Genomic DNA, 13554 nt, shown 5'->3' with positions numbered 1-13554 from the left:
CGATCGGCTAAAAGAAGGCGTTCTTACCATAGTATGCTTACTTGATTTTAAGTGAGGCTAAATCCGGTTGCGTTCAATTACGTAATTAGGCTTTAGAAATAGTATGAGTACATTAGTCGCGATTTCATTAACAACAGGTATTTTGTCAGGTCTTTGGGGATGGATAGCTATCTCTTTCGGCTTATTGTCATGGGCAGGTTTCTTAGGTTGCACCAGTTACTTTGCTTCGCCAACAGGCGGCGTAAAAGGATTGGCAGGTAGCTTACTAACCAACATGACAGGCGTATTCTGGGCAATGGTGATTATCGAAAGCTCAACCTTCGCAGGGTTAGAGATTTTAGGCTATGTGATTACTGCTATTGTCGCTTTCTTTATGTGTATCCAAGCAAAACAAGCGTGGCTAGGTTATATCCCAGGCACCTTCATTGGTTGCTGTGCAACGTTTGCCGCAGGTGGCGATTGGCAACTTGTAGTACCATCTTTACTGCTTGGTGGTGTATTTGGATACTTAATGAAAGCAACTGGGCTATGGCTTCACGAGAAATCGACCCAATCTTCGGAAGTTGTTGAACAACACGCTAAACAAGCAAAGGCTTGATGTATACATTAAGCAAACGATAGTTTAGTCACTGTGAACTCTTGCAAGATAACCCCCAATTAATTTGTATATCGATTTATACAGGCACACCACTTGGTGTGCCTTTTTTGGTTTTGGTTACTCTAAAAGTACGATGATCTTAATTGCAGAAGAACTTATAGCGTCTATCAGAAAAGCTAAAGGCTTAGGTATTCCCGTTTGCCATGGTGATAACACGTTTTAGCGTCCATCTTAGTAGCAATGGAATGCATTCTTGTCCTTGGTTTTCACAGTGCGAGACGATAGCCAGTGCAAGGTCAGGCTTAGCGTGTTTCTTCAATACCTTAGCGACGACTTTCTTAGGAGGGATAGGGTGGTCGTACGGGATCTTAACCATGTCCCTGAAAAAGTTCTCGAATCCATTCATGTATAAGTAATGTTCGATGTCTTTGTCCGGTAACTCAGTTAAGCGATGACGTTCTTGGTCGTTACCAAGTTTTGAGAGTACCGTTGCGGCGTATTTTTTACCTGCCGCGTCGCCGTCAGTCACCACATGCCAATCAATGCCAAACTCTTGCGCGACCTTAATCAGTGCTTTGAGGCCTGATTGAGCAAACTCTATAATTTGCACACCTTCCGCCGCAAGGTTGTAGCCACATTGGTTGGCTAACTCATTAAACAACCATACTTCTGTTTCGCCCTCTACTAATAGCCAGCAACGTGCAAACAGTGCACCTGAACGGTGGAAGCGAATATGAAAACCAATTCGTCTTAGCTCATCTTTACTGAAGTGGTTCATGTTGAGTTGATTAGCGATGGTTTTGTCGGACTGACGTACCAATCGGCGAATCGATTGAAGAGGCACAGCTGCGAGTAGATCGCCACTGTTGGTGGTGAGGATTTTCTGCATTGGCAGTTTTTGCATCAAACTCCAAGCCCTTGCCAAGTGGGTTGGATGCAATCGACCTTCGGGATCTTCAAGGATCAAAAGAGGGCGCGCACATCGTCTTAAGTCATTTGGCCCTTTAGCCTGTAGATAAGCGTTCAGTAACCCCATGAATAATAAACGAGTTTGTTTGTTCTTCGTTTCTTCGACAAGCTGATGAATGCTCTGATCATTAGCACCTGCAGAATAGAGTAAGCCATCGCGCTGCTTTCTAGGATTACGACGAGAATTACTCTTGAAAGAAAAGTAGTGTTCAATCAGGCTTTGCATTGATTCTAAACTGCTGCGCATCTCGCCTTTGTTTACGTGGCCAGGAATCGCCATTAAACGTCGGCAGGTGTTATCAATGCGTTTCTCTATTCGAGCCTGACGAGCGTTTCCATTTCCATTTCCATTAGAAGCGTGCCCATTACCGTTGCTGTTGCTGCTGCTGTTATTGCTATTGGCATTGGTATTATTAGCGCCATTCCCACCATTACCATTTGTTCCATTGCCGTTTGCATTACCATGGATATGGCCATTATGGTTCAATGATTTGCCATTGAATGGGCGATCGAAGTGTCTTGCATCTCGTAAGCGAATCACGGGGTGCAAGGTCATTAATTCTTGAGCGAGCTTTTCAGAATGGTGAAGCTTGAGCGGATTACCGTCCAAACCTAAAAATGCGTAGTGAGTGGTAGTTTCATACTGTTCTAATGTGGCGCTGATTCGGTAATAAATACGATAGACCCCGAACTCGTCCTGAACCCAAATCGGTTTGAGTTTACGATAACGACCGGCGTTGAGTTCGCTCTTGTCGTTGGCCTTTAATGCGAGAACAATTTGAAGATGTTGAGACTGTGGGTGTGAAACAGAGTAATCGACATGAAAATCGGTCATTTCAAAGTGATATGGCACACCGTCTGAAGGAAGGACGACGGAAAGGGCATCTAATAAGGAAGACTTACCCCAAGTATTTTCACCAATAAGCGTGGTTAGCTCGTCAAACGCGAGTGACATGCGCTTGATACCTCGAAAGCCAGAAATCTCGATTCTTTCTAGTTGCATAGGCTTACTCCTAACGGAAGGCTCTGCTAATTGTTTGAAACCTAACAGATATCTTTAATCATAATCGAAAATTAGCAATTCGGTATGCTCATTGGTCACAAAACCCATTGATTATTTATACGGCGCAAAATGAGATTTTTGATCTATCTCGAGTATTTTTTTGCAGTGCAGTTTCATAAAATTCACGATTCTGTCATGATTCTCGACCTAGTATGAAGGGACAAAGAGAGAAGAAAATATGACTAAAAAGAATAAGCCGACAAAAATAGTGTTGGCACACATCAACGACACCCACTCATACTTCGAACCAACCTCATTACAGCTATCACTTAAAATGAACAACCACATCATTGAACCTTATGTCAGTGCTGGTGGCTTTGCTCGAATTTCAACGCGCTTTAAACAAATAGAACAAGATGCCCAACGACAAAAGGTTGGAACCCTGTTCCTGCATGCTGGGGACTGCTTTCAAGGCACCTTGTACTTTTCTCTGTTCAAGGGGAAAGCCAACGCCGATCTTTTGAATGCGCTCAATATTGATGCCATGACACTTGGTAATCATGAGCTAGATATGGGTAATGAGCCCGTCGCGATTTTCGCGAAAAGAATCAAATTCCCACTGTTGGCCGGTAACTGGAATCTATCGAATGAGGATATCAATAAAACTCATACCTTAGCGGACAACGACATTGTTAAGCCTTACCTGACGGAAACAAGAAGTGCTTCTTATATAACGAAAGAGTTTGATGGCGAGAAGGTTGCCATTTTCGGCTTAAGCATCGACAAAATGGCAGGTATTGCTAACCCAGATATTGATACACCATTTGAAAACGCATTAGAAACGGCAAAAGCAACGATCGAACAAATTCACCAGGCTGGTATTAACAAGATAGTGCTGCTTAGTCACCTTGGTTATGAAGCAGATTTAGAGCTAGCTGCGAATGTGCAAGGCATCGGTGTGATTGTTGGTGGTCATAGTCACCGATTGCAAGGTGATTTCTCGGATATCGGCTTAGTAAAAGACGATGACTACGGCGTAAAAATTGGCGACACCTATGTTGTGCAAGCCGGTTTCCACGCAATGAGCCTAGGCCACTGTGAAATCGAGTTCGATGCTCAAGGTAAAGTGACGCACTTTAATGGCAAGAACGAACTGTTATTAGGTCGTCGACTCTTTATAGACGCGAAACTGAGTGAAGTCGGGCAAGGCGACGCACATGAGATGGCGTGTGAGTTTTTGAACAATCACCAGAACATCGCAGTGTGTAAGAAAGATCCTGAACTACAGAGTATTTTGACGGATAAGTATCAGCCTAGAGTTCGTAAGCTTCAGCAGCAAGTCATTGCTCATGCTGACAGTAAACTTCGCCATGTACGTATCCCTGATGAACAAGGGCCAAGTCAACTTGCGCCATTGGTGGCTCAGTCATTCCATTACTTGATGAACAAGAAAGGTCATCAGGTAGATTTTGCTATCCACAATTCTGGCGGTGTAAGAAATTCACTGAATAGCGGTGATGTTTCGGTTGCCGATATTGCCGGAAAACTACTACCGTTTGCCGTACCTATTGGTGTGTATGAAGTCAGAGGTGAAACGATCGCAGGCATGTTGGAAGGTGCTATCAATAACGCATTGGATAATGGTGTGGTTGGTACAGGGTCGGGCAGCTTCCCTTACACACACAACCTAAGGTTCTGTTACCACAAAGAAGCACCTCTAGGGCACAGAATTCATCACCTTGAAATCCACTCTGAAGAGGGTGGTTGGCAGGAAGTTTCGCGCGAACGTATTTATCGCGGCGCATCGTCGGCCTATACAATGAAAGGGAAAGAAGGTTATAACGCAGTCTTGGATATGATCGGAGATGGCATCGTCACAACCGACTCAATGGCAGACTGTTTCATTGCGTTTTTACAAGAGCACCCTGAATCACTTCAACACAACGAACCGTTGAATTGCATGGAGTGTTTTAGGTAATCGCATCTAATATTTTCGCTTAGTATCATTACTTTGAGTGATTTATAAAATTGGCACTGTTTATGCTTTATTTCCGGGGTAACTTCCTGTGGAGGCAAAGCATGGATAGGAAAGATTGGTTAGACGCGGCTGCCGTTGTTGGTTGGGTGTCTGTTTGGTCTGCATTAGTGTACTTAGTACCAACAGCAGGTTTATAACAACAGGTTTATAACACATGCGGTTTGAGATGCACTTTCTGGAAAGGTGCACACAAAAGGTACTCGTGAGCAGTTTGATTGAATAACGGGAATAGGGCAAAACCTGTTCATCGTATTCTTGGAATCAATGCGAGTGTCGTTTTGACAAGCCGATAGAAATAAATAAGGAGCGTTTTGCTCCTTTTTTATTTATTTCTGAAAATTTATCTAGACGAAACAAAGTTAGGGGAATATTATCCACGCGTTTGGGGAGTAGTTAGCGCAAGTTTACATATCGTCATCTCGTTAGGCCAAGTGTCTATCCGGTATGTAAAGGTGAAATCCCATATTTCACTTCAACGAGACCAACGCAATCACAGTCAAGATCCGTAATGGAGCTTGATATGCTTTGTTTGCGGAAGGTCTTTGTACAGTTCTTCCGCCCGGAGGAATAATGAACTCAACTCAATCTCTATTATCTACAAATAGTGAATCCTTTTTTTCATCGCCGATCATGACGACTTATGCGGGCTTTTTCCTGCTGACGGTGATTCTTGTCTCTATTGATATCTATCAGACTCGTGGTGGCAACGTCACTATCAAGAAAGCGGCAATCTGGAGTGTTTTCTGGTTTGTACTTGCGTTTTTGTTTGCAGGTTCTATCTACCTATTTTGGGACATTTACGCGCCTAATAGCGACTACACAGCGCAAAAAGCAACAGTGTCATTTATTACCGGTTACTTACTAGAGAAATCACTGAGCGTAGACAACCTGTTTGTATTCGCGATGATCTTCGCTCAATACCAAGTTCCTGAGCATCTACGACCTCGTGCGCTTCTTTGGGGCGTAATTGGCGCATTGGTGCTTCGTGCAATTATGATCGCACTAGGCGCGCAACTATTGGCTGAATACCACTGGGTACTTTACGTGTTTGCTGCGTTCTTGATTGGTACAGGTATTAAACTGGCGTTAGATAAAGGCGAAGAAGAGAGTGTGAATACACTGCCTGAAAAGCTACTTCGTAAAATCATGCCGGTAACAGAAGACTTTCATGGCCCAGCACTCATGATTAAGCAGGGTACCAAATGGGTACTAACACCAATGATGTTGGTTATTGGTGCTATCGCAGTCATGGACGTGATGTTTGCACTGGATTCTATCCCTGCAATCTTCGCGGTAACACAAGAACCGTTCTTGGTACTTGCTGCTAACGTGTTTGCGTTACTTGGTCTTCGCTCGTTGTACTTTGTACTTCAAGGCATGATGGATAAGTTCATCTACTTGAAGCCAGCATTGGCATTCATCATGGTCTTCATTGGTGTGAAAATGCTATTGGTTGACAGTGAATGGGCTATCCCAACTTACTGGTCTTTAGCGGTGCTGATTTCAACGATGACGATTGCGGTTATAGCGTCGATTTATGCAAAGAAGCCAGACATTGAACAAGTAAATTAAAACAAATATAACTTATCGAAAACTCGATAAGAGACACGTGGTCGATGAAGCAGGAAATTTATTTATGTAAAATTTCTGTGACGTCGACCACTTTTGTTTGAGGGGAATTTGTACTAAATGCATGATTTAAGCATCATATTGAATTTTAAATCACTGTTAATGCATATGTATTTCGATGTATTGTTAATGGTTTGTTTTATTAGAAAAACTAATCTGAACATCCAATTTTAGTCATTTTTTAACCTGCAAAAGATCACCTATTATTCTTGTCATCAGAACGAAACACACAAATAAATTTATAGAGAGGCAATCATGGCTCAAGCAGTACAAATGAATACTATCGCTGTTCCTAACTCTATGGATAAGAAGACCTACTCGGTTAACTTCAAAGGATTGATTGCACACATTTTCGATATTCTTTTCGTAGACAACTCTCCACGTAGTTACTACGCAAGCGACCTATCTGGTCACATGCAACGCGATATCGGTATCAACCGTTAATCTCAGCGTAAACGCATAGAATAAAAGAAAGACAGAATTTAAAAAACGCCAGCTTCTTAGCTGGCGTTTTTGTATCTGAAACAATTTGTATTTGAAAGAAAACGTTAAGTACCGCGGTCTTTAGATAAGTAGCTTCTATGAGGATCACGGTATGTCACACGCCAAACACAACACATCATTGATCAAACTCTGCTTATTTGCCTTACCGATCGGCTTCTATTCTTCAGTGTCGAATGCACAAACCTGGAGTAACGAAGGGCAACCTGCGCAGGTTATCGAGCTGTTCACCTCTGAAGGTTGTTCGAGTTGTCCACCTGCTGATGCCTACCTCAGTACTTTTGAAGATGACCCAGCACTCTGGACACAAGTCATCCCACTCGCGTATCACGTCGATTACTGGGATTACCTCGGCTGGGGGGATAAGTTCGCAAGCAAAGCCTTCAGTCAGAAGCAACGTTTGTATAAAGCTTATGGTGTAACGAGCGGGGTCTATACTCCAGGTTTTGTTGTTGATGGAAAAGAGTGGCGCGGTTATTTCAATTGGCTCGATAGAACGTTACCTTCGCTTCCACAACAGAATAATCCCAAGCTGACGGTCAATCATAAAGGCGACACGTTCAGCGTGAATTACGAAGGTAAAGGTAATTATGTGGCTCATATTGCCTTGTTAGCGATGAACGAAGTTACCAGCGTCAAAGCGGGCGAAAACAGAGGTAAGAAACTCGAACACGATTTTGTCGTGGTTTACGATGGTTACCAACGTGGTGAATCTGAGTGGCAATTCAATGTGGACTTTGATCCTCTAGTCGCTGCGCCCGATGCCGTAGCGGTATGGTTAACCGCACCTAACTCGTATGCACCTGAACAGACGGTAGCAGGGTGGTTGAATTAAACTCAATGTGCGCAACTTCGGCAGTGCAATGAGTTATGAGCAAAGCAATTCGGGCGACACTTCACCATTACTGTGTCACCTTTGTCCCGTATTGCTTGGTCTAAATTGCTGTTAGAGGCTTGAAAGGGGCGATTTAGTTACGTAATACAGCTGAAATACGTTAATATAGCGCGCTATTATTTTAGCTTTGAGTTCCTGCAATTAATGACTAACACCACGACACCAACCAACTTCTCTGATCTTGGCTTAATTCCTCCTTTGATGGCTCGTCTTACCGAGCTTGAATACCAACAGCCAACGCCTATCCAAGCGCAAGTTATTCCAAGTGTGTTAGCAGGACGCGATCTAATTGCAGGCGCAAATACGGGTTCAGGGAAAACTGCTGCATTTGCACTTCCTCTGTTACAACAGATTCATGAAGATGCACCTTTAGACCGTCGTTCGGGCAAAGGTAACTTCGTGTCTGGCCTTATCTTAGTGCCTACTCGTGAACTGGCTAAGCAAGTTGCTGACAGCGTTAAATCTTACGCAGTGCATTTTAACGGTGCGATCAAGACTGTTTGTGTATTCGGTGGTGTGTCTGTGAACACTCAGATGCAAGCATTACGTGGCGGCACAGATATCTTGGTGGCGACACCGGGTCGTTTACTTGACCTGATTTCAAGCAATGCTATCAAGCTTGATAAAGTGAAAACGCTTGTGCTTGATGAAGCTGACCGCATGTTAAGCCTTGGTTTTACAGAAGAACTAGACGCTATCTTGAAGCTACTGCCAAGTAAGAAGCAAACTCTGTTGTTCTCTGCAACGTTCCCAGAGCAAGTTCAAACGCTTACTCACGAACTGCTGACTGATCCAATTGAAGTTCAACTTCAAAGTGCTAATGCGAGCACACTGGTTCAGCGTGTATTCGAAGTGGAAAAAGGCCGTAAGACAGCATTGTTAGCTCACTTAATTCAGCAACACGAATGGCGCCAAGCACTGATCTTCGTGAATGCAAAGAACAGCTGTGAACACTTAGCAGACAAGCTTTACAAGCGCGGTATCATTGCAGAAGTATTCCACGGTGATAAAGGCCAAGGTTCACGTACTCGTATCCTTGAAGATTTCAAATCTGGTGAGATTGATGTTCTGATTGCGACAGACATTGCGGCTCGTGGTCTGGATATTGAAAAACTTCCAGTGGTTATCAACTTTGATTTACCGCGTAGTCCATCAGACTACATGCACCGTATTGGCCGAAGTGGTCGTGCGGGTGAGGTTGGCCTAGCGTTATCTCTGATCGATCACGAAGATTACCACCATTTCAAAATCATCGAGAAGAAGAACAAGATTCGTCTTGAACGTGAGCAAATCGAAGGTTTTGAAGTCGATGCAGAAGCGGTTGCTGAATTGATTGCCGCGCTTAAACCTGTTGCGCCACCTGCTGGCACAGGCAAGAAGAAAAAGAAGAAGAAAGCAGCACAAAACCAAGATGTGTGGCTGAAAAACAACTGATACTGATTCAATAAATCATCGATATTTTAAAGGCGCTTAATTGCGCCTTTTTTGTATCTGCAATACGAGGACTATAAGTAGCTAGAGTAACGTTATGCTGGTATTCAAAATCAGCCAAGTTTGTTCGTAGGGTTACGTCCTTCATAAGAGATTCCGTGATTTCACGCTTTGCTCATAACCTATTCGGGTTCTAAGCAACTGGGTAACGGCGTGAAGACCTCGATTAAACAAGTAATATTGACAGCTTCACTCTTCATCGTTACTCATCCCGCGGCGATAGGCGCAGACTTTAAAGTTAAAGGGTTGAACAAAACTCTCACTGAAAATGTAGAGTTATACTTAGAACCTTTGGTTGATGTCCTAGCTTCACAGTTATCGCATACTAAGCTATTGAAACGAGTTCAAGACGCGCTCAACCCTTATGGCTACTATCATCCTCAGATAGATATTGAACTTGATGACAGTGATAACCTCACCTTGAACGTCGATTCTGGCCCTGTCATGTACATTGCCGAATCGGTTGTAAAAGTCACCGGAGAAGCGAGTAAAGATGAAGAGTTCATCAAAATACTCACGGAAAGCCAGTTAGATTCAGACTCACCATTATCCCATCAAGAATACGACCAAACTAAACGGGCGATTTTCTCTTTGGCAAAGCGTAAAGGCTATTTCGACGGAAGGTTTGTCGAGTCTAAGATCGAAGTGATTCCTAGCGAAAACATCGCCAATATTCACCTGCATTTTTCAAGTGGCCCACGCTACAAGTTTGGGGCTATCAGTATTCCTGATGATGGTGTTGAACCTGGGCGTATCGAGAAAATTCCCACATTCAAACAAGGGGACGACTTTGACACTATCAAGTTGGGTGAGCTGCAGTCTGACTTGTTTGAAACTCAGTGGTTTCGGAGTGTCGTGGTTCACGGTGACTTTAATCATCTTGATGACAATCTAGAAGTACCAGTCGAAATCATTGCTGAGCCAAGCTCTCGCAACATTGTGCAGGTGGGTGGCGGTTACTCTACCGACCTCGGTTTAAGAGCGTCTTTAAATTGGTCAAAGCCTTGGTATAACCGACGAGGGCACAGCTTTGAAACACAGACATATTTGTCTGAACAAGAGCAATCACTGCAGTTAGGGTACAAAATCCCCACAGAGAAAGTCACGACCGATTACTTTGGTATTCAGTTTGAATCGAAACGAATTGATCATCGAGACACCAATAGCTTTTCAAACGATCTTAAGTTTGAACGTTATTGGCAATTAGACAGCGATTGGCAAAGCACCATCTACGTCAAATACTTGCACGAACAGTACCGTCAGGCCTCTGAGGAAGACCAATCGCAATTACTGTTACCTGGCATCAGTTTTTCGCAGGTTGATCGTAAGAATGATCAATTGGAGCTCAATCACCGACACATCTACTCTGTTGAGTATTCTGACCCTAATCTGTTCTCTGATTCAAGACTGTTGCGGTTGGAAGGAAACAGCGTGCTTTCGTGGGATATTAGCGAAAGTCAGAAGCTCCATTTCCGGTCAAATGTTGGTATTAACATAGCTAAATCCTTGTCGGATGTGCCATCGTCACTGCGTTATTTTGCTGGTGGCGACGGGAATTTACGAGGTTATGGTTATGAATCGATTTCTCCAAAAGATGACAACGGTGAATTAACAGGTGCGCGTTATATGCTAACAGCAGGGCTTGAGTACCAACATCAGGTTTACCGCTCAATCTGGATGGGCGCATTTCTTGATGTCGGTGATGCGTTTGATGATGAAGCGGATTGGAAGCGCGGCACAGGCCTTAGTCTGATTTGGAACTCACAATTGGTGCCTGTGAAACTCGACTTTGCTTACGGGTTAGATGCGCCTCAAGGCGATGAGTTTCGTATTCACTTTTCTTTGGGGACTCAGTTCTAATATCTGTACACTGTTTAAGCTCTCGCGAGGATACGATCCATCCAATGGGATTCAAGCAAATCGACAGAGCGTAATAACCTTTGTGCTCTAGCAAACACAAAGGTAAAAACAATGAAAAAGGTACGATTTGGTGTATTTGGTAACATGGGCCCTGAAGCGGATGCTCTGTTTCAAGATATCGTCGCTAAGAAAGAGATTGAACACGGCGCGCTTAAAGACCAAGACCACATGGCCATGATTGTGGTTAAAAATTCAGATATCCCAGACCGCTCTGAAGCCATTAACGAAGGCGGTATCGACCCTGTTCCAGAGCTGATTGAATCCGCGTGCATTTTAGAACACGCCAATGTTCAATTTGGTGTAATGACCTGCAACACCGCTCATTATTTCAGACCTGAAGTTCAAAAACATACCAATGTTTATATCGTCGATATGCTTCAAACTACGGTTGATCAAATCAAAGAGCAGAACCCTGAATCCATTGTTGGTATTTTGTGCACCAACGGTACATACAACTCGGGAATCTATGATCGTTACCTAACTGACGCCAATCTCGTATTCGTTAAGCCAGATGCTTTTGAGCAAGAACATAATGTTCATAGCGCTATCTATGGCGAAGTGACAGGCGAGATGACCGCATGTGGGCAAGCAATCCGAGAGACCAACGGCATTAAAGCGGGCGAGTTTGACCGTAATGCGGCACTTCTCGCTGTCGCGGTTCAAAGCATCGTAGAGAAGGGCGTTGATACAGTTATTTTGGGATGCACGGAACTTCCTTTGGTTAGAAAGCAACTCGAAACGGCATTTCCAACAGTCACTTTTATTGATCCTATGGAAGCGGTAGCTGAGCGTGTCGTTGATATTTACCGTCTCGCTGAGCAGTATGTGGAGCGTGGACATGTGGATTACGACATTAATGATGTTAATTCGATCTTCACAACGCTTGATATGGTGAACTACGTAGCCAAAAGAGCGATGACCTACCGTCTATAAGCTCAGATACGTGTATTTGAAGCATGAGAAAGCCGCGAATTACGCGGCTTTTTTGCATTTGGACAGGTGAAAGATTAAAAACTAAAATTCGAAGCTCGACACTTAAAGCTCGAACTCACCATTCATTTTTCGAAATAACCAATCTGGTACCTTGTTCCATGAACTGTAGTTCGGGTTCTTAGTATGGAGTTGATCTCCTGAAGCCCAGCTCGTCTCACCTGATTGTTCTCGCGATACAGCCCAGAACACATCCTCTTTCTGACGTGTTAAGTAGTGTGTCACTTGCTTCGCAAACTCTTCACTCTCAATCAACACACCAAACTCAACGTTGAGAAAGTCTGATCTTGGGTCGAAGTTAGAAGAGCCAATATAGGTGACACGGTCGTCTAAAATTACTGTCTTGTTGTGGTAGTAGGTATCAACATGAAAGTAGTGGTCATCGTTGATCGCTTGGCTTTTGTACTCATAGATACTTACGCCCTTGTCGAGTAAAGTCTCACGGTGTTTTTCGTAATACGCAGGAACAAAGCCCGAATCATTAGAAGCCGATGAATTCGTCAGTAAGGTGACTTCGGCTTTGTGCTCTTTGAGTGCATCGATAAACACAAACTGGTTATCGCTTGGCACCATGTAAGGCGTAGAAATAACAGCTTTAGAAGGCGTCGGTACTTTTTGCTTCATTAAGTGCTCTGTACGTTGACGAAAGTAGGGCTTGTTGTTATTGAGCTTCTCTAATGAATCAAATAAAGGCGTTACCGATGCTTTAATAAATCTTGGTTCGCTCAGACGATTTATCTGTTGCTCAACATCGGAAGTGATCGGCTTTTTATTCTTCTCGCCTTTATTTATTGCCTTGGTAAACGCTTTGTATTGGCCTTGTTCTTTTACTTTGATTCGCTCTTGAATTGGCACCACATATTCGCTATCCCAAAGCGCTTGGTAATTGTTGTCGAAAGACGCGATTACGTCACCTCGAAACAAAACGTCCATATCAAAGAAATTGGCATTCTCGCTATAGCCAAAATAATCATTGCCAATGTTTCTTCCACCTAAAATCATCGAGTGATGATCAACATTGAAGTACTTCTCGTGAAGCCGATTATCGAGTTGTTTTTGATGAGTGGAGAAGTTGAACGCACGACCAATCCAGCCAGCTTTACGTGATTCAAAAGGGTTGAACAGTCGAATCTCAATATTAGGGTGTGAGTCCAATTCCGCTAACCATTTATCATTAAAAACCATTAGGTCATCTAAAGTCAGTCGGACATGAACCTCACGATCCGCCGCTTGCTTTAGCTCGTTTAGAAGCATTAACCCAAGCGTGTCAGGCTCCCAAGAGAAGTAGGTCATATCAATAGAGTGTTGTGCTTGGCGAACAAGCTCGATACGACGAGCGAAGGCTTCTGGTGCAGTCGGGATCAGGTACACTTCAGCGTGATGTTCAGTGCTTTGCCAGTTTGCTTCAAAGTCAGGTTCAACATCGGGGTAAGGTTGGGCGCAGCCTGCGAGTAAGGCAACGAAAAACATGGCATATAAAGTACGTAGGTTATTATTTAGCATAGAAATTCTCATGGAAT

The 13554-nt window shown here is 43.6% G+C and carries 10 protein-coding genes; 8 read left to right on the top strand and 2 right to left on the bottom strand.

The window, feature by feature from the left end:
- Positions 1-103 precede the first annotated feature (103 nt).
- On the top strand, positions 104-598 hold the full coding sequence (locus L1D37_RS01105; protein WP_017631155.1) for a DUF1097 domain-containing protein: 495 nt from the start codon (positions 104-106) through the stop codon (positions 596-598).
- Between the two features lie 184 nt (positions 599-782).
- Here L1D37_RS01105 and L1D37_RS01100 read toward each other — a convergent pair whose 3' ends face one another.
- On the bottom strand, positions 783-2570 hold the full coding sequence (locus L1D37_RS01100) for an ATP-dependent endonuclease (protein WP_239846568.1): 1788 nt from the start codon (positions 2568-2570) through the stop codon (positions 783-785).
- 238 nt (positions 2571-2808) lie between these two features.
- Between L1D37_RS01100 and L1D37_RS01095 the strand changes: the two genes are divergently transcribed.
- The 7 genes from L1D37_RS01095 to L1D37_RS01065 all read left to right on the top strand — a co-directional run bounded on the left by L1D37_RS01095 (position 2809) and on the right by L1D37_RS01065 (position 11977).
- Complete coding sequence (locus tag L1D37_RS01095; RefSeq protein WP_239846567.1) at positions 2809-4548, top strand: bifunctional UDP-sugar hydrolase/5'-nucleotidase; 1740 nt, start codon at positions 2809-2811, stop codon at positions 4546-4548.
- A gap of 630 nt (positions 4549-5178) precedes the next feature.
- Positions 5179-6180 (top strand): TerC/Alx family metal homeostasis membrane protein, encoded by a 1002-nt coding sequence (locus L1D37_RS01090; protein ID WP_048662004.1) that lies wholly within the window; start codon positions 5179-5181, stop codon positions 6178-6180.
- 312 nt (positions 6181-6492) lie between these two features.
- Positions 6493-6681 (top strand): hypothetical protein, encoded by a 189-nt coding sequence (locus L1D37_RS01085; RefSeq protein ID WP_017059812.1) that lies wholly within the window; start codon positions 6493-6495, stop codon positions 6679-6681.
- Positions 6682-6832: 151 nt separating this feature from the next.
- On the top strand, positions 6833-7573 hold the full coding sequence (locus L1D37_RS01080) for a DUF1223 domain-containing protein (RefSeq protein ID WP_239846566.1): 741 nt from the start codon (positions 6833-6835) through the stop codon (positions 7571-7573).
- Between the two features lie 204 nt (positions 7574-7777).
- Positions 7778-9067, top strand: a complete 1290-nt coding sequence (locus tag L1D37_RS01075) for a DEAD/DEAH box helicase (protein WP_239846565.1) — start codon at positions 7778-7780, stop codon at positions 9065-9067.
- 198 nt (positions 9068-9265) lie between these two features.
- A complete protein-coding gene (locus L1D37_RS01070) occupies positions 9266-10984 on the top strand; it encodes an autotransporter assembly complex family protein (protein ID WP_239846871.1) in 1719 nt (572 codons plus the stop codon).
- A gap of 111 nt (positions 10985-11095) precedes the next feature.
- Positions 11096-11977 carry an amino acid racemase gene (locus tag L1D37_RS01065; protein WP_239846564.1) on the top strand — a complete coding sequence of 294 codons (882 nt, stop codon included), beginning with the start codon at positions 11096-11098 and terminating at the stop codon, positions 11975-11977.
- A gap of 102 nt (positions 11978-12079) precedes the next feature.
- On the opposite strand, the gene L1D37_RS01060 is transcribed toward L1D37_RS01065, so the two are convergent.
- Positions 12080-13537, bottom strand: coding sequence for a phospholipase D family protein (locus tag L1D37_RS01060; RefSeq protein ID WP_239846563.1), 1458 nt, complete (start codon positions 13535-13537; stop codon positions 12080-12082).
- Positions 13538-13554: the final 17 nt, after the last annotated feature.

Source organism: Vibrio sp. Isolate33, assembly GCF_022397895.1.
Taxonomy (GTDB): domain Bacteria; phylum Pseudomonadota; class Gammaproteobacteria; order Enterobacterales; family Vibrionaceae; genus Vibrio; species Vibrio pomeroyi.
Note: the sequence above shows the minus strand (reverse complement) of the source record. Positions and strands in the feature narration are given on the sequence as shown.